This window comes from Marinobacter nauticus (genome assembly GCF_003634635.1).
Classification (GTDB): domain Bacteria; phylum Pseudomonadota; class Gammaproteobacteria; order Pseudomonadales; family Oleiphilaceae; genus Marinobacter; species Marinobacter nauticus.
Window position 1 is genome coordinate 577,410 of sequence record NZ_RBJB01000003.1, and the last position, 16,605, is coordinate 594,014.

Below are 16,605 nucleotides of genomic sequence, written 5' to 3' on the forward strand. Positions count from 1 at the left end.
TCTACCACCTGCGAGGTACTCTCTTGAAAACCAGCATCTTTCTGACATTAATCAAGGTTCATAAGCCATAACAAGAGAAACCTAGGAGTACTCTTGAACCCCAAGGAGAGAACCTGATGAGAGTAACCAAACTGATGATCAAGCCGCTGGCAATGGCCGTGGCCATTACGTCGTTGGGCGTAATGAACGCACAGGCAGCCCCGAAAGACCCTGACAAGTCCACCATGGCCTATGAAGGCACCCCCAGTGCAGTAGATGCGGAATCTGCCAAAATTGTTCGCTCCCCCGGTGCGCCGGATCTGACCGATGCAGAATTCGAGAAAGCGAAGCAGATCTACTTCCAGCGCTGCGCCGGCTGTCACGGCGTACTGCGTAAAGGCGCCACTGGTAAACCGCTGACTCCGGACATCACCCAGGAGCGCGGTATCGACTACCTCAAGGCGTTTATCAGTTACGGCTCCCCGGCCGGTATGCCGAACTGGCTGACCTCCGGTGACTTCGATGAAGAAACCGTGGAACTGATGGCCAAGTACATCATGCACGAGCCTCCCATGCCTCCCGAATTCAGCCTGGCTGATATGAAGGACACCTGGGAAGTGATCATTCCGCCGGAAGACCGGCCGACCAAGCAAATGAACGACCTGGACCTGGAAAACCTGTTCAGTGTCACCCTGCGTGATGCCGGCCAGATCGCCCTGATCGACGGTGATTCCAAGGAGGTCGTGAAGATCATCGATACCGGCTACGCGGTACACATCTCCCGGATGTCTGCCTCCGGCCGCTACGTGATGGTTATCGGTCGTGACGCCCTGATCAACATGATCGACCTGTGGATGGAAGAGCCTAAAACCGTCGCCAAGATCAAGGTCGGTATGGAAGCACGCTCTGTCGAAACCTCCAAGTACAAGGGCTGGGAAGACAAGCTCGCCATTGCCGGCACCTACTGGCCACCGCAGTTCGTGATCATGGACGGCGACACCCTGGAGCCCAAGAAGATTGTGAGCACCCGGGGCATGACCGTAGGCGACCAGGAATACCATCCTGAGCCACGGGTAGCTGCCATTGTCGCGTCCCACGCCCATCCGGAATTCATCGTCAACGTGAAGGAAACCGGCAAAATCATGCTGGTGAACTACGAAGACATGGAGAACATGAACATCACCTCCATTGATGCAGCAAAATTCCTGCACGATGGCGGCTGGGATGCCAGCATGCGTTACTTCCTGACAGCGGCCAACAACTCCAACAAGATTGCGGTTGTGGATGCTCAGGATCGTAACCTGGAGGCGATTGTTGATGTTGGCAAAATTCCGCACCCCGGTCGTGGCGCCAACTTCGTTGACCCCGAGCATGGTCCTGTCTGGGCGACCTCTCACCTGGGTGATCAGACCATCCAGATGATCGGTACCGACCCGGAAGGCCACCCGGACAAAGCCTGGAAGGTGGTTCGCACCGTGGACGGCCAGGGTGGTGGCTCACTGTTCGTGAAGACCCATCCGGAGTCTACCAACCTTTACGTTGACACGGCCCTGAACCCAGCGGAAGCCGTCAGCCAGAGCGTCGCCGTCTTCGACATCAACAATTTTGATGCCGGCTATGAGGTGCTGCCGATTGCCGACTGGGCTGATCTGGGCGAGGGTCCCAAGCGTGTGGTTCAGCCGGAATACAACAAGGCGGGCGATGAAGTGTGGTTCTCTGTCTGGAATGCCCAGGACAAGAAATCTGCCATCGTTGTGGTTGACGACAAGACACGCAAGCTGAAGAAGGTGATCAAGGGTGACTATCTGGTTACCCCGACCGGTAAGTTCAACACTTACAACACCCAGCACGACGTGTACTGATCCCGGCCCGGAGGAGCAATCTGATGAGACTGGATGCGGCAGACAGACAAATGATCGACAGTTACCAGCGTAACCTGCCGGTCTGCGAACGCCCCTACGAGGAAATGGCCCGGGCACTGGGCCTGACCGAGGAGGAGGTTATCCAGAGACTGTCTGCCCTGCAGGAACAGCAGGTGCTCAGCCGGGTCGGACCGGTTTTCGAACACAGCCAGGCAGGCGCCAGCCTGCTGGCTGCCGTGGCCGCGCCAGAAGAACAGATGGATCTGGTGGCGGCCCGGATCAACCGTGCCCCGGGCGTAAATCATAACTACGCCCGGGAGCACACCTACAACCTCTGGTTCGTGATGACCGCTCCGGATGAAGACACCCTGGAGGAACGGCTGGACGAACTGGAACACCAGTTGAAGCTGCCAATGCTGAGACTGCCAATGGTCGAGGGTTATCATATCGACCTGGGCTTTGACATCGACTGGGAGGCATTACCATGAACCTGCCAGCCACCGGCCCGAACTACAGCTACCTGTTAGATACCGAATCAATGAGTGCCTGGGGCCTGCTGAGGTTACGCGAGCAGCTGGAAAACGGCCTCCCCCTGACACCTCGCCCCTATCAGACCCTGGCCGAGCGCACCGGGCTGTCCGAACAACAGGTTATGAACGCTGTCAGCCAGTGGCAGCAGCAGGGCCTGATCAAACGCCTGGGACTGGTGGTCAAGCATCGCACCCTGGGCTATCGGGCTAACGCCATGGTGGTCTGGAACGTACCGGACGATCGGGTTTCGACGCTCGGCAATGCCATGGCAGCCGCCGCTTGTGTCACCCTCTGTTACCAGCGCCCAAGACGCCTGCCAGACTGGCCTTACAACCTGTTCTGCATGATTCATGGCATCAGTCGCGAACGGGTTCTGAATCAGCTCGCCGATCTGATTGAGCAACACGAGTTGAGCAATGTGGATCACGCCATCCTGTTCAGCAACAAAGCCTACCTGCAGCGCGGAGGCCGTTATGTCAGCAATTGCTGAGCGTTCAAAGCCATCAGACCACATGCCTGTACTACCCGAATTCACGCCCCTGGAGCGTGCCATTATCAACCGCCTGCAATACGGCCTGCCACTTACGCGAACCCCCTACAAAGACGTGGCCGATGAATTGGGCGTATCAGAAGTAACTCTGCTGAAGCACCTCCAGGCATTGCTGGACAACGGGACCCTGACTCGTTTTGGCCCCATGTTTCATGCTGGCGAAATGGGCGGCGGCCTGACGCTCGCGGCCATGCGCATTCCGGAACAAGATTTCGCCAATGTGACCGAGCAGGTGAACAGCTTCCCCGAGGTAGCCCACAACTACCGCCGCGAGCATGAGTTGAACATGTGGTTTGTTCTGGCCACGGAAACACCGGAAGGCATTGACGAAACCATCCAGCGGATTGAGTCACTTACGGGCTACCCGGTCTACAACATGCCCAAGGAGCAGGAGTTTCATGTCCACCTTCACTTTGAAGTCTGACCCGGTGCTGAGTAACCGGGATCGTGAACTCATCGTTGCCACCCAATCCGGATTACCGCTGGTTTCCGATCCTTGGGCCGAACTGGGAAAACAGCTCGACATGCCCGCAGACGAGGTGCTGTCGCGTTTTCAACGAATGCAGGAAGCCGGGGTCATCCGGAGAGTCGCGGCGGTACCGGATCACTACAAACTCGGGTACCGGTTCAATGGCATGACCGTGTGGGATGTCCGGGATGATGCAATCGCCCAACTCGGCGAGAAAGTCGGCTGCCTGCCCTTTGTCAGCCACTGCTACCGCCGACCAAGACACCTGCCCTACTGGAGCTTCAACCTCTTTGCCATGGTGCATGGTATCAGCCGCGAGGAAGTCGAGCACAAGGCAGCCCAAATCCGCGAGGTGCTCGGCGACGCCTGCACCGGACACACCATCCTGTACAGTTCCGCCATCCTGAAAAAAACAGGATTACGACTGAAAAAACAAACAGATAAGCAGTAGCACGTACCTCCTGAAGTACTCCATCAAAGGTATGGATACCCAGCGCCCGCAGGGGGATAGTTAGAAGGGCAGAGAGCCGGTAAAGGCCCGCCCGGAGAGGCAAGAAAGCCACTCCCGATGAGAGAGAAAAACTATGTTTCGCATGACCCGCTACATCAAGAGCCTGATGAACCCGGCACCGGTGCGCCCGGTCCCCAAACCCAGCGGCCCGGTGGTGATCTGGAACCTGATTCGCCGTTGCAACCTTACTTGCAAACACTGCTATTCGATTTCAGCGGATATCGACTTCAAAGGCGAACTCAGCACCCAGGAAGTCTACAAGGTAATGGACGACCTCAAAGCCTTCGGCGTGCCGGTACTCATCCTCTCCGGCGGCGAGCCCCTGATGCGACCCGACATCTTTGATATTTCCCACCGGGCCAAAGCCATGGGCTTCTACGTGGGCCTGTCCACCAATGGCACCCTGATTACCGAAGACAACATCAGCAAAATCGCCGAGGTGGGCTACGACTACGTGGGCATCAGTATCGACGGCCTGGAAACCACCCACGACGAATTCCGCCAGAAAAAAGGCGCCTTCAAAGAGTCCATGCACGCCGTAGCCCTGTGCAAGCAAGCCGGCATCAAGGTGGGCCTGCGCTTCACCCTGACCCAGGATAACTATCCCGAGTTGCCGGCCATGCTGGAGATGCTGGCCGAGCACCAGATCGACAAGTTCTACCTGTCGCACCTGAACTACTCCGGCCGGGGCGGCCGCAACAAGAAGCGGGATGCCTGGTACGACATGACCCGCGATGCCATGAACCTTCTGTTCAACCACTGCCACGACGAACTCAAGCGCGGTATCGAGCGGGAGTACGTCACCGGCAACAACGATGCTGATGGTCCCTTCCTGATTGAGTGGGCCAAAGAGCATTACCCGGACCAGGTCGACGCCCTCACCCAGCGGCTGACCAACTGGGGCGGCAACTCCTCTGGCGTCAATATCTCAAATATCGACAATCTCGGCGTGGTGCACCCGGATACCTTCTGGTGGGATCACAACCTGGGCAACGTGCGGGAAACCCCGTTCTCAAAGATCTGGTCGGAAACCACCGACCCGCTGATGCAGGGCTTCCGCCAGCATCCGCGCCCGGTAAAAGGGCGCTGCGCGGACTGCAAATACCTGAATATCTGCAACGGCAACACCCGGGTACGGGCTTACAACGTGTCTGGCGACTTCTGGGAGGAAGATCCGGGCTGCTATCTCACCAACGAGGAAATCGGGGTAGTTGATAACACCCCCCGACGGGTCGCCGCTCCGGTGATCGAAATCCCGGTTCACAATCTTTAAGGAACGCGCCATGACCACAAACCCGCGAAAAAAATGCCTGGTGGAGTTCCAGCTTGCGGAACAACCTATGCGGCCGGGAGAAGTTGCTATTGTCGGTGCCGGGCCGGGTGACCCCGGGTTACTCACGCTGCGCGCGCTGATGCTGATTCAGCAGGCCGATGCCGTTGTTTATGATCGCCTGGTTTCCCCGCAAATCATGGAACTGGTGAACCCCCGTGCTGAACGCATTCATGTGGGCAAGGCCAGCGGGTGCCACTACGTACCCCAGGAAGAAACCAACGAACTGCTGGTGCAACTGGCCATGAAACAGCGGCGGGTAGTGCGCCTGAAAGGCGGCGATCCATATATTTTTGGCCGCGGCGGAGAAGAAGCCGAGTTCCTGGTGGACAATGACATCGATTTCCAGGTGGTGCCCGGCATTACCTCTGCGGCGGGCTGCGCCTCTTACTGCGGCATTCCGCTGACCCACCGGGATTATTCCCAGAGCGTGACCTTCGTCACCGGTCATCGTAAGGCTGACCAGACTCTGGAACTCAACTGGCCGGTACTGGCCGCACCAGGGCAGACCCGGGTGTTCTACATGGGCCTGCACAATGCACCGACCATTGTTCGCGAACTGACGGCCCACGGCCTTTCAGAAAACTGCCCGGTGGCTCTGGTGGAACGCGGCACCACACCACTGCAACACATGACGGTCACCACCCTGAAAGACCTGGTAGACACCATTGATCGGGAAGACTTCCAGCCACCCACCTTGATTATTGTGGGCGAGGTGGTGCAACTGGCGGACAAGCTGGCCCGCCCGGCCCAGGCAGGATGGAACAGCGCCCTGACCGAGCCTGCCGTCACCGCCGGCCAACGGCCCGCCTGAACGCAAAACGTTATCTGACCAACCGGGAGCTGTAGCTGGTGAACCTGAACCAAGCCCGAGCAAGCCTGAACACCATCCTGCTGATCGCTGGCGCCCTGATCACAGGCCCGGCCCTGGCCGAACAGGCCAAAAGCCAGAACACAGAGACCCTCTACCTGCAGCAATGCGCGGCCTGCCACGGCCCTGACAGACTCGGTGGTATGGGCCCTGCGCTGCTGCCGGAGAACCTGGGCCGGCTGAAAAAAGCCGAGGCCGAAGGGGTCATCCGGGAGGGGCGGCCAGCCACGCAGATGGCGGGCTATAAAACCATCCTTAACGATCAGCAGATTGCGGAACTGACCGATTTCATCTATCAGCCCCCGAGCCATGAGCTGAAATGGGGTGAGGCGGAAATCCGCAACAGCCGGGAAGTCAGCCACCCCCAGGGCTCACTGCCGGATGAGCCAGTGTTTGAGGCGGACCTGATGAACCTGTTCCTGGTCGTGGAAATCGGCGACCACCATGTCACACTGCTCGATGGCGACAAAATGGAGCCCATCCACCGCTTCCCCAGCCGCTTCGCCCTGCACGGCGGCCCCAAATACAGCCCTGACGGCCGTTATGTGTACTTTGGCTCCCGGGATGGCTGGATTACCAAATACGATATCTACAACCTGAAAGTGGTGGCCGAAGTTCGCGCCGGCATCAACATGCGCAACATCGCAGTTTCCGCTGACGGCAACTATGTGCTGGCAGCAAACTACCTGCCCCACTCCATGGTGCTGTTCGACGCCGCCAATCTGGAGATGCTGAATTTTATCCCCGTTGAAAACGATGCCGGCGACAGTTCTCGGGTAAGCGCCGTCTACGCCGCGCCGCCCAGAAGCAGCTTTATCGCTGCACTGAAAGACATTCCCGAGGCCTGGGAAATCACCGTCGAAAACCGCGAGGCAAAGGTGCGCCGAATGGCCACCGACACCCTGCTGGACGACTTCTTCTTCGACCCGGGCTACCAGCACCTGATCGGCGCCGCCCGGGACGGTAAGCATGGCGTGGTAATCGACCTGGATACCGGCAAAACCACGGCTGAACTGCCGCTGCCCGGCATGCCCCACCTCGGTTCCGGCATTACCTGGGAGCATGAGGGCCGCCGGGTCATGGCCACCCCCCACTTCCGAGCCGGCGCCATCTCCATTATCGACATGGACACCTGGGAAGTGATCAAGACTCTGAAAACCGAAGGTCCCGGGTTTTTCATGCGCAGTCACGAAAATTCCCGTTACGCCTGGGCAGATGTGTTCTTCGGCCCCAACGCTGACAAGGTGCACATTATCGACAAGCAGACCCTGGAGATCGTCAAAACTCTTCAGCCGGAGCCGGGAAAAGTGGCCGCGCACGTGGAATTCGACCGCCATGGCGAGAAACTGTTGCTGAGCATCTGGGACAATGATGGCGCCATCATTGTCTATGACGCAGACACCCTGGAAGAGGAAAAACGCATTCCGATGAACAAGCCGTCCGGCAAGTACAACGTCTGGAACAAGATCAACTACGAGGAAGGCACCAGTCACTAGTATCCAGTCTGACCTTATCGACTGAGTAACACAGGCTTAATTGTTTAAGTCATTTCGGATATAGCTTTTATGGTAGGATAATTGACCTAAGCTAATGCAGCCGGGGTCAAGATATGAACAGCAGTTTCAGGCCGCCCGTGGCCTCCGCACCATGTCTGCTGGGTAGCGACAGTGATGATCTGATTCACTACAGTGTCGCACCCGCCGAAGTGGCACTCCTGAATGGCCTGAGCCACGCCTTCGGAATCTGCCTGAACGAAAATCAGGACAACCCGGAGGCCCGGTTTCTCAGTCATCTCGCCAGCCTGTTTCAGCAACAACGGGTTGATCCGGAAACCCCGCTGGAGAAACACGACCGCCCCTGGGGCAATGTCTATCTGGTTCAGTACGGCATTCTGCGATTGTTCCGGGAATCTCCGGCCGGCAAGGTCGCCGTCCATCATTTCTTTTCAGAGGGTGACCTGATCTGGCCAGTCTTTGGTCGCAGCCGTACCGTTCGAAACACCTTATGCCTGACCAGCGTTCTGCCTGCCACCTTGTGGGTGGCCAATTTTGCGGCTTTTCGCTCGGCCGTCCAAAGCTACGGCGATGGCCAATGGCACAAGTTTGCCCTGGTACTGACAGAGGAAATCGCAGAGCTGACCAGCATGCGGGAGTACCGCAAACACACCATGTCGGCCCGGGAACGCTATCAGTTGCTGCTGGATGAGTATCCGGAGCTGATCAAGCGGGTGCCAGACAACCAGCTTGCTTCCTGGCTGGGTGTAGTGCCAGCCACTTTCTCCCGCCTGAAAACCGCCTTTGCCAATCAGAATAAAACCCCATAAAAAAGCGGCGGAACTTCGTCCGCCGCCAAAACCTGAGTTAGCTCCCTGGTGCAATTATCCGTGCAGCTTGATCGCCAGCTCAGCCACGTGCTTGCCCTGGAAACGGGCAATGGCCAGCTCTTTTTCGCTTGGCTGCCGGCTGCCGTCACCGCCCGCAATGGTCGAGGCGCCATAGGGCGTACCGCCATTCACTTCTGAAATATCGAAAAACTCCGGTATGCCGTAACCCAGCGGCACCAACACCATGCCGTGATGAGCAAGAGTGGTCCAGAACGAGGTAATCGTCTGTTCCTGACCACCGCCGGTGCCGGTAGAAGTGAAGACACTGCCGACCTTGCCATGCAGCTTGCCCTCAGCCCAGAGGCCGCCGGTCTGATCCAGGAATGTACGCATCTGGCCCGCCATGTTGCCGAAGCGTGTCGGGGTACCGAAGATAATGGCGTCGTAGTCTGCCAGTTCTTTCGGGTCCGCCACCGGGGAGCCCTGATCGGCCTTGCCACCGGCATTCAGAAAGGCTTCATCGGCCATGGTCTCCGGAACACGCTTGACAACAACATCGGCCCCATTCACACCGCGAGCGCCTTCGGCCACGGTATTGGCCATGGTCTCGATGTGCCCGTACATGGAGTAATAAAGAACAAGAATTTTCGCCATCGCAACAATCTCCTGTGTGTGCGTTCAATGATTCAAAGCCTAACTGCTCTGTCGGCAAGACAAAAACGGAAGTTTTCCGGCAGGTCTTTCAGTTTTTCTGAACGAAGTCACAGAATGTTCATGGGCCACGATTTGCGTACACTTGTACGCTGAAATACCCTATACTTTCGTTGAATCGCAATTTCCCCATAAGGCAATTATCCAAACCATGACGCACAGCCAGCCAGATTCCGTTCATCACAGGATAGAAGAGTGGATTAACAGCGCCACCCACGGTATTGGAGCCCTGCTGAGTGTGGTCGGGACGGTCGCCCTGATCGCAGGCGCCAGCCAACTGGGGGATGTCTGGAAGATTGTCAGTTTCAGCGTATTCGGTGCCTCACTGATTCTGTTGTACATGGCGTCCGCGCTCTACCACGGCGCCCGCCATCCGCGCCTGAAAACGGCCTTCAAGACCCTGGATCACTGCGCCATTTTCCTGCTGATTGCCGGTACCTACACACCTTTTCTGCTGGTCAACATGCGTGGCACCACCGGCTGGACCCTGTTTGCCGTCATCTGGTCCCTGGCGCTGACCGGCGTGGTACTGAAGGTGATCTTCAAAAACCGCTTCAAGCTCGCACGGGTAGGTATCTACATTGCCATGGGCTGGCTGATCACCTTCGCGTCATCCGACCTGGTGGCCAACCTCAGTGAAACGGCCCTGCAACTGACCATCGCCGGCGGCATTGTCTATACCGCCGGCGTTGCGTTTTACCTGGCCGACCGCATTCCTTACATGCACGCGATCTGGCACCTGTTCGTGATTGGCGGCAGCGCCTGTCACTTCAGCGCCATTTATTTTGGCGTATTGCCACACAGCGTCTAGAACGCCCAGACCATCGCCATCAGGACACCCCAGGCCGTCAGCGAGGCGGCCATCACTGTGTAAGTGGCCGACATGGCCACCACATCGTTATCTGTGCGCTGGCACAAGGAACGAACTCCCTGATAGATAAGCGCACAGGACAGAAACATACCGGCAAACACAGCGATTACACTCACCGCCAGCACCGGAACCAGCAGCGCCAGGGATGACAGCCACAGTGGCAGTGGTGCAATGGCGGCCAGCAGGTAAGCATCCGGGTACTCAATCTGTAGCTGATGACCATCAAGTACCGCCTTGATCAGCCACCCCATTACGAAGAACGTCAACAGCTCTGCCAGAAACAGAATGGTGGTTATAAAACGCCATTCCTTATCCGCAAACCCGTTAATGAAACTGTCACCGTAGTGAGTTCCCGCGTAATACAACAACACCGGTGGCAGAAAAGACATGGGCACTACAATCACCCAGGCCAGAAACGGGATGGAGAGGTTCATTCCCTTGAGTTCGCGCCAGACACCATTCGCAGAGAACGGCAGGGTCAGGAGTTGTGTCATTGTCATGGTATCCACCTGTATCATGCTTTCTTAATCTCACTTTTAGTGGAGCACCACAACGGCTTCAAGGTCGCCAGATGACCTTGAGCAAGTCTCCCCCCACCTGCCGGAGAGCGGACGATGACCACCAGGCCCCTGAAGCCCATCCATACGTTCTGGTTGTTCTTTCCGGCGGCATCGCTCTGGGCCGCCGCGGTGGTTCCGCTGTCGATATATGCGGTGCTATCCGGCTCCGGCTGGCCACCCGGGCTGATTGGCGCCGGCCATGGCCATGAGCTGATTTTTGGTTTCGCCCTGGCACTGATCGCCGGTTACACACTTGGGCCTCAACCCTGGCGCGTACTGGTTCCGCTCTTTGTGCTCTGGGTAGCGGCCCGGTTCGTCTGGCTGCTCGCACCAGACACTCTGGTCGCCCAGCTGCTCAGCCCGGCTTTTGCATTGCTGCTGGCATGGCACGTGGTGCCACGGTTTCAGGCCGCCAAGAAATGGCGCAACAAAATTGCCGGACCGCTGATTCTCGTGCTCTGCCTGATGGCTTTGATCTACTTTCTGACACAAGCCGGCCTGCCGTTGCCAGACACCCGCCGCCTGCTCCAAACCACCATCGTGGGCCTGCTATTACTGATGACTTTTATGGGCGGAAGGATTATTGCGCCGGCCGTGGCCGGCACGCTGGAAAAGCGGGGCATCCCCCTGGAAGCCAGGGTACAACCGCACATAGAAGGAGCACTGCTGGTCGTCCTGCCGATCGCCATGACGTTGATGTTGTTCAGTGCCACCGAACAACTGGCCGGACTTCTTCTTGTCTCAGCCAGCGCGCTGGTGGTTATCCGGATCGCCCGATGGAAGCTCTGGCACTGCAGCAACCGGCCCGACCTGCTGGTGCTGGCCCTTGGCTATCTGTGGCTGGCCATCGGTGCGGCGTTCGCAGGCGCACGCCTGCTGACCGGGCATCCGGTTCTGCCCGCATTACACCTGATTGTTGTTGGAGCGCTGGGGACACTGTCGGGTAGCGTGATGCTTCGACTGGCCTGGCAGCGGGCACGCCGGACATTTCCGCCGGCATGGCAAGTTATCGCCATCGCGATCCTGGTCGCAGCCGCCACCATCAGCCGCTACCTGACGGGGGCCACGCCTTACTCACAACCCTTGCTGCTGTGGTTCTCCGCCGGCTGCTGGACCCTGACCTTCGGAGGCATCGCCGGTCAGGTACTGGCCCTCTATCCAGGTGCTCAAAAGCCCCATACGGCCCGAAATAACCCCCGGAAATGATTGGCTACCTCCACTGCGCCAACTCGAAAGGCAACTACTACCTACGGCATACCACCACCATAACAAATTGTTTTTAAAGGCTTTAAAAGCCAGACAAACCTGCCGCCGAAGCAACCGAATCGCGAGATCATATTGCAGATAACCTTCCTTGATATTTGTCAGGATTGAAACACCTGCCTCGTTTGCAAAATGAGCCCAATACCGTGACAGCCACTGATTCAGGTGGCTCCGGGTCGAGGAAACGAGGAGCTTAACCATGGCAAAAACCAACGCTGACATTGAACACTGGGATGTCGAAAGTGAGGAGTTCTGGGAGCGGGAGGGCAAAAAAGTCGCCTCCCGCAACCTGTGGATTTCCATCCCCAGCCTGCTGATGGGATTCGCCATCTGGCTGATGTGGGGAATGATCACCACCCAGATGAAAAACCTGGGCTTTTCTTTCACCGTTGAACAGCTGTTCACGCTGACTGCCATTGCCGGCCTGTCCGGTGCAACCCTGCGAATTCCGGCCTCGTTCATGATCAAGATTGCCGGCGGTCGTAATACCGTTTTTCTGACCACGGCATTGCTGATGATCCCGGCCTTAGGCACCGGTGTCGCCCTGATGAACCCGGATACACCGTTCATCGTGTTCCAGGCGCTGGCACTGCTGTCCGGTATTGGCGGCGGTAACTTTGCCTGCTCCATGAGCAACATCAGCGCGTTTTATCCGAAGAGCAAACAGGGGTACGGTCTCGGCATGAACGCCGGCCTGGGTAACTTCGGCGTGACCACCATGCAAATTCTGATTCCACTGGTAATGACCGTTGGCGTGTTCGGTGCTCTTGCCGGTGATCCCATGCAACTGCAAAGCCCCAGCGGCACCCTGATCGGCCGTATTGAGGCCGGCACCGACACCTGGATCCAGAACGCCGGCTTCATCTGGCTGGTCTTTCTGATTCCGTTGGCCTTCGCGGGCTGGTTCGGCATGAACAACCTCAAGGTGGTGACTCCCAATCCCGGCAACCCAATGTCGGCCTTCGGCAAGATTCTTGGTCTCTATGGCGTTGGCCTGCTGACCTCTATTGCCGGCGTCTGGGCCCTGTCAGTCATGAATATGTGGCTGGCCCTGCCCATCACCATTGTGCTGACCGTGGTGCTGCTCAGACTGATCCCCGGTGACATCAAGCCCAACATCAAGAACCAGTTTGCCATTTTCAGCAACAAGCACACCTGGTCCATGACCGTGCTTTACATTCTGACTTTCGGTTCTTTCATCGGCTTTTCTGCCGCCCTACCCCTGTCCATCAGCGTCATCTTCGGCAACATGATGGAAGTAGGCGCCGACGGTACCATGACTCGTGTAGTCAATCCGGAGGCGCCCAGCGCTCTGACCTGGGCCTGGATGGGGCCGTTCGTTGGCGCCCTGATTCGTCCGGTCGGCGGCTGGATTTCCGACAAGATGGGCGGCTCCATCGTTACCCAGATCATCTCCGTGGTGATGGTCGTCGCCTCGGTCGCCACCGGCTACGTGATGATGCTGGCCTACAACTCAACCGATCCGAACAGCTACTTTGCGCTGTTCCTGATCCTGTTCATTGTGATGTTCGCCGCCAGCGGTATTGGCAATGGCTCCACCTTCCGCAGCATTGGTTTTATCTTCAACCAGCAGCAGAAGGGCCCGGTACTGGGCTGGACCTCAGCAATCGCCGCTTACGGCGCCTTCATCGCCCCTCGCGTGATGGGCCAGGAGATCCAGGCCGGCACGCCAGAAGTGGCCATGTACGGGTTCGCAGTGTTCTATGCGGTGTGTCTGGTGGTTAACTGGTGGTTCTACCTGCGCAAGAACGCCTACATCAAGAATCCGTAACAGCAAGAATCCAAGCGTTAGACCTCTGCTCGCCGGCCCCGCAAGGGCCGGCTTTTTTATGGCGGCAGGGAACTACCGATGATCAGCGTTTTTCCACGGCTTCGGGCTCACAACCCAGGGCATTGAGCACCTGCTGCATGGGCTCCCCCTCCCCGGCACTTGCCACCAGGGCCAGATCCCTGGCGCTCTTGCCCGCTTTATTAACCAGCTCCGGATCTGCCCCGGCAGAGAGCAGCAAACGAACCAGTTCCGGATTGCGGTTGCGCACCGCCATCATCAGCGCGGTCTGCCCGTTCTCGTATTCCTGAATGTCGGGATCGGCGCCTCTGGCCAGTAGCAGGCGCACAGCCTCCGGGCGGTTGGCGATCACCGCTCCCATCAGAGCGGTATAGCCGGTTTTCTCGGTATGGTTAATCTCAGCGCCATGATCCAGCAGGAAGGCAAGAATATCGGTATGACCACGGGAGGCAGCCCTCATCATGGCCGTCCAGTTGCAGTCATCCCCTGCGTCAACCCGGGCCCCACGCTCAACCAGCTCGGCAACCCGATCAGTCTCGCCCTCTTCCGCCGCAACAATCAGGGGTGTTCTGCCCCGGCTGTCACGGGCTTCCAGATCCTCGCCTTCGCCCAGGAGCTGCCAGAATCCAAGTAACAGGGCCAGCGCCAACATCGCCCCCAGCAGCCCGGACCAGCGTTCCCAGAACCCCATGACCTCTCTCCTGTTGCGACCACTTTCCTCCGAGCATACAAAAAACCCGCCGGGATTGCTCCGCGGCGGGTTGTCACAGCTCCCGTTGTAAAGGGAACGTTTTTACCGTGCTGTCTGGCCCGCCAACCGTTGGCGCTCCTCTTCTTCGATCTGCAGATCGACAGAAGACACGTGGTATTCCTCAGAGAAGCCGCTCTCGGGTTCCTTCAGCCACATAATGCACAGTATCCAGCTGACAAAGGCTCCAGCGGCGATGATGAAGAAGAACTGGGTCGGGGTAACGAAGGTGAAGATGGTCAGGTAGACCACCGCACCGACGTTGCCATAAGCCCCTGCCATACCGGATATCTGACCGGTTAACCGGCGCTTGATAGACGGGATGATGCCAAAGGTGGCGCCTTCTGCCCCCTGTACGAAGAAGGATGTGAACACAGTGATTGCCACAGCCACGATCAGCGGCCAGTTGGAATCCAGCAGGCCCATCAGTCCGAAGCCTACGGCAATACCGAACATGTAGCTGAGCATCACGAAGCGGCGGTTCCCCATGCGGTCAGATACCAGGCCGCCCATCGGACGGGCCATCAGGTTCACGAAGGCGAAAGATGCCGCAATCAGCCCGGCTGCCGTTGCACTCAGACTCCAGGTCTCTTCGAAGAACATTGGCAGCATGGAGACCACAGCGAGTTCCGCGCCGAAGTTGGCGAAGTAGGTGCTATTCAGGGCTGCCACACTGTTGAACGGGTATTTGTCGTCCTCAGGCACGCCTTTCTTAAGGATGGGGACGTTCACCCGCAGGATCTGAATAATCTGATAGCAGACAATGGCGAAGATTACCGCGTAACAGATAGCAGCCCCGGTGGCAGACAGGTACCCCATGTTCTGGATACGCCACACCAGAATAGCCAATACCCCGACCAAAGGAATGGTCCACAGGATCAGCTTGACCATATCACCCCAGGTGCTGACTTCCAGTGCCACGGCCTTGCGGGGTTTACGATGCACGGTACCAGCAGGGCCGTCGGTAATCGCGAACCAGTAGTAGACGCCGTATGCCGCCATCACGATGGCGCTCTGGGCGATGGCCCAGCGCCATCCGTCTTCACCGCCGTACATGGTAATGGCAATGGTCGGCAGTGACATGGCCGCCGCCGCAGAACCAAAGTTGCCCCAGCCTGCATAAAAGCCCTCTGCAAAGCCTATGTCCTTCGGTTTGAACCACATGGCCGTCATATGGATACCAACCACAAAGCTGGCACCGATAGAGCTCAGCACCAGGCGACTGACCAGCAACTGAGACATGGTGTTACCGAAAGCAAACACCAGTGCCGGTATGGCCATCACCACCATCAGCACCGAAAATACCCGCCGCGGTCCGAAGCGGTCCAGCGCCATACCCACGATAATGCGGGCGGGAATCGTCAGCGCAACGTTACAGATGGCAAACAGGCGCAGGTCGTCCTTGGTCAACCAGTCCACGCTTTTGAGCATGCTGGACGCCAGTGGCGCCATGTTGAACCAGACATAGAATGTAATAAAGAAGGCAATCCAGGTCAGGTGTAGTGCCCTGATTTCAGGATTGCGGACGCGGAATACGTCAGCGACTTTCATTTCAGCCTCCCGGGGCTAAGACAATGGAAACAGGTAATCCCGGCCATCAACGGCTGGGCAGAATCAGAAGTGGGCACTGGATCCGGCGAGCCAGGAAGGAGCTGACGCTGCCAAACGTCATGTAATCCAGTTCGTCCACGAAATAGGTCAATGATCGGGCAATGAAGCCGCCGTCAGGCTCATGACTGTGACGAGCGATGATCAGCATGTCTGGCCGTACCTTCTTCTCTGCGGCAAACAGCAGGCTCTTTCGGGCGTCACCCTCCAGCATCAGGGTCTCAGCGCTTACCTGCTCGCTTTCACACAGTTCCAGCGCTTCCTGCAGGTGCTGTTTCAGCTCGCCCACTTCTTCCTGAAACAGGTCTTCATTGCCGGAGGTGATGTCGCGTGGGTTTTCTGCCACCGCAACCAGCGTGATTTTTGGCTCCAGCCGCCGAAACATGGTGATGGTCTGGGCCAGCGCCAGTTTCGCGTTTCGGGAACCGTCGTAGGCAATCATGATGTTCATAGGGTTCTCCCGGTATCACACCCCCCAAAACGGAGGCATTCGAGTTGATATCAGTCAGCATTACCCCATAGCACCCAGCTGCCATAATTGATCTTGATCAAGCCTGAACTCGCGTACCCCACCAGAGAAAGCCCCGGAATATCACCTTTCCCGGGAT

17 protein-coding genes are annotated in these 16,605 nt (G+C 57.8%); 12 read left to right on the forward strand and 5 right to left on the reverse strand.

Annotated elements, in window-relative coordinates:
* Positions 1–116: 116 nt before the first annotated feature.
* From C7436_RS08625 to C7436_RS08665, 9 genes are all read left to right on the forward strand, one after another.
* Entirely contained in the window at positions 117–1,841 is a 1,725-nt protein-coding gene (locus C7436_RS08625; protein ID WP_121207493.1) for a nitrite reductase, read from the forward strand.
* Between the two features lie 23 nt (positions 1,842–1,864).
* The gene (locus tag C7436_RS08630; protein WP_014422488.1) at positions 1,865–2,329 is read left to right on the forward strand and encodes an AsnC family transcriptional regulator; all 465 of its coding nucleotides are present in this window, start codon (positions 1,865–1,867) and stop codon (positions 2,327–2,329) included.
* Complete coding sequence (gene ahbB / locus C7436_RS08635; RefSeq protein ID WP_121207495.1) at positions 2,326–2,862, forward strand: siroheme decarboxylase subunit beta; 537 nt, start codon at positions 2,326–2,328, stop codon at positions 2,860–2,862. The genes C7436_RS08630 and ahbB (C7436_RS08635) overlap by 4 nt, the downstream gene beginning before the upstream one ends.
* A gap of 22 nt (positions 2,863–2,884) precedes the next feature.
* Positions 2,885–3,346, forward strand: a complete 462-nt coding sequence (locus C7436_RS08640) for an Lrp/AsnC family transcriptional regulator (protein WP_036148106.1) — start codon at positions 2,885–2,887, stop codon at positions 3,344–3,346.
* Positions 3,321–3,842 (forward strand): siroheme decarboxylase subunit beta, encoded by a 522-nt coding sequence (ahbB, locus tag C7436_RS08645; RefSeq protein ID WP_023008605.1) that lies wholly within the window; start codon positions 3,321–3,323, stop codon positions 3,840–3,842. The genes C7436_RS08640 and ahbB (C7436_RS08645) overlap by 26 nt, the downstream gene beginning before the upstream one ends.
* A gap of 133 nt (positions 3,843–3,975) precedes the next feature.
* Positions 3,976–5,175 (forward strand): heme d1 biosynthesis radical SAM protein NirJ, encoded by a 1,200-nt coding sequence (gene nirJ, locus C7436_RS08650; protein ID WP_121207497.1) that lies wholly within the window; start codon positions 3,976–3,978, stop codon positions 5,173–5,175.
* Between the two features lie 10 nt (positions 5,176–5,185).
* The gene (gene cobA, locus C7436_RS08655) at positions 5,186–6,046 is read left to right on the forward strand and encodes a uroporphyrinogen-III C-methyltransferase (protein WP_121207498.1); all 861 of its coding nucleotides are present in this window, start codon (positions 5,186–5,188) and stop codon (positions 6,044–6,046) included.
* A 38-nt stretch (positions 6,047–6,084) separates the two neighbouring features.
* Positions 6,085–7,599, forward strand: coding sequence for a cytochrome D1 domain-containing protein (locus C7436_RS08660; RefSeq protein WP_121207500.1), 1,515 nt, complete (start codon positions 6,085–6,087; stop codon positions 7,597–7,599).
* A 113-nt stretch (positions 7,600–7,712) separates the two neighbouring features.
* A complete protein-coding gene (locus C7436_RS08665; protein ID WP_121207502.1) occupies positions 7,713–8,426 on the forward strand; it encodes a Crp/Fnr family transcriptional regulator in 714 nt (237 codons plus the stop codon).
* A gap of 54 nt (positions 8,427–8,480) precedes the next feature.
* Here the strand turns inward: C7436_RS08665 and wrbA are convergent, their stop codons facing one another.
* Positions 8,481–9,080 (reverse strand): NAD(P)H:quinone oxidoreductase, encoded by a 600-nt coding sequence (gene wrbA / locus C7436_RS08670; RefSeq protein WP_121207504.1) that lies wholly within the window; start codon positions 9,078–9,080, stop codon positions 8,481–8,483.
* A 208-nt stretch (positions 9,081–9,288) separates the two neighbouring features.
* Between wrbA and trhA the strand changes: the two genes are divergently transcribed.
* Positions 9,289–9,948, forward strand: coding sequence for a PAQR family membrane homeostasis protein TrhA (gene trhA, locus C7436_RS08675; protein WP_023008609.1), 660 nt, complete (start codon positions 9,289–9,291; stop codon positions 9,946–9,948).
* On the opposite strand, the gene C7436_RS08680 is transcribed toward trhA, so the two are convergent.
* Positions 9,945–10,508 carry a YIP1 family protein gene (locus C7436_RS08680; RefSeq protein ID WP_121207906.1) on the reverse strand — a complete coding sequence of 188 codons (564 nt, stop codon included), beginning with the start codon at positions 10,506–10,508 and terminating at the stop codon, positions 9,945–9,947. The genes trhA and C7436_RS08680 overlap by 4 nt on opposite strands.
* 114 nt (positions 10,509–10,622) lie before the next feature.
* Between C7436_RS08680 and C7436_RS08685 the strand changes: the two genes are divergently transcribed.
* On the forward strand, positions 10,623–11,774 hold the full coding sequence (locus tag C7436_RS08685) for an NnrS family protein (RefSeq protein WP_121207506.1): 1,152 nt from the start codon (positions 10,623–10,625) through the stop codon (positions 11,772–11,774).
* A gap of 256 nt (positions 11,775–12,030) precedes the next feature.
* On the forward strand, positions 12,031–13,623 hold the full coding sequence (locus C7436_RS08690; RefSeq protein ID WP_121207507.1) for an MFS transporter: 1,593 nt from the start codon (positions 12,031–12,033) through the stop codon (positions 13,621–13,623).
* An 82-nt stretch (positions 13,624–13,705) separates the two neighbouring features.
* On the opposite strand, the gene C7436_RS08695 is transcribed toward C7436_RS08690, so the two are convergent.
* From C7436_RS08695 to C7436_RS08705, 3 genes are all read right to left on the reverse strand, one after another.
* Complete coding sequence (locus C7436_RS08695) at positions 13,706–14,332, reverse strand: ankyrin repeat domain-containing protein (RefSeq protein ID WP_121207509.1); 627 nt, start codon at positions 14,330–14,332, stop codon at positions 13,706–13,708.
* Between the two features lie 102 nt (positions 14,333–14,434).
* Entirely contained in the window at positions 14,435–15,940 is a 1,506-nt protein-coding gene (locus tag C7436_RS08700) for an MFS transporter (protein ID WP_121207510.1), read from the reverse strand.
* Between the two features lie 46 nt (positions 15,941–15,986).
* Positions 15,987–16,448, reverse strand: coding sequence for a universal stress protein (locus C7436_RS08705; RefSeq protein WP_121207512.1), 462 nt, complete (start codon positions 16,446–16,448; stop codon positions 15,987–15,989).
* Positions 16,449–16,605: the final 157 nt, after the last annotated feature.

Bases quoted from the DNA above. Each gene is read 5' to 3' on its own strand.
- C7436_RS08680 (WP_121207906.1), bottom strand. From the start codon at position 10,508: ATGACAATGACACAACTCCTGACCCTGCCGTTCTCTGCGAATGGTGTC.
- C7436_RS08700 (WP_121207510.1), bottom strand. From the start codon at position 15,940: ATGAAAGTCGCTGACGTATTCCGCGTCCGCAATCCTGAAATCAGGGCA.
- ahbB (WP_121207495.1), top strand. From the start codon at position 2,326: ATGAACCTGCCAGCCACCGGCCCGAACTACAGCTACCTGTTAGATACC.
- C7436_RS08630 (WP_014422488.1), top strand. From the start codon at position 1,865: ATGAGACTGGATGCGGCAGACAGACAAATGATCGACAGTTACCAGCGT.
- nirJ (WP_121207497.1), top strand. From the start codon at position 3,976: ATGTTTCGCATGACCCGCTACATCAAGAGCCTGATGAACCCGGCACCG.
- C7436_RS08690 (WP_121207507.1), top strand. From the start codon at position 12,031: ATGGCAAAAACCAACGCTGACATTGAACACTGGGATGTCGAAAGTGAG.
- C7436_RS08665 (WP_121207502.1), top strand. From the start codon at position 7,713: ATGAACAGCAGTTTCAGGCCGCCCGTGGCCTCCGCACCATGTCTGCTG.
- C7436_RS08640 (WP_036148106.1), top strand. From the start codon at position 2,885: ATGCCTGTACTACCCGAATTCACGCCCCTGGAGCGTGCCATTATCAAC.
- C7436_RS08685 (WP_121207506.1), top strand. From the start codon at position 10,623: ATGACCACCAGGCCCCTGAAGCCCATCCATACGTTCTGGTTGTTCTTT.
- C7436_RS08625 (WP_121207493.1), top strand. From the start codon at position 117: ATGAGAGTAACCAAACTGATGATCAAGCCGCTGGCAATGGCCGTGGCC.
- ahbB (WP_023008605.1), top strand. From the start codon at position 3,321: ATGTCCACCTTCACTTTGAAGTCTGACCCGGTGCTGAGTAACCGGGAT.
- C7436_RS08705 (WP_121207512.1), bottom strand. From the start codon at position 16,448: ATGAACATCATGATTGCCTACGACGGTTCCCGAAACGCGAAACTGGCG.
- cobA (WP_121207498.1), top strand. From the start codon at position 5,186: ATGACCACAAACCCGCGAAAAAAATGCCTGGTGGAGTTCCAGCTTGCG.
- trhA (WP_023008609.1), top strand. From the start codon at position 9,289: ATGACGCACAGCCAGCCAGATTCCGTTCATCACAGGATAGAAGAGTGG.
- C7436_RS08695 (WP_121207509.1), bottom strand. From the start codon at position 14,332: ATGGGGTTCTGGGAACGCTGGTCCGGGCTGCTGGGGGCGATGTTGGCG.
- wrbA (WP_121207504.1), bottom strand. From the start codon at position 9,080: ATGGCGAAAATTCTTGTTCTTTATTACTCCATGTACGGGCACATCGAG.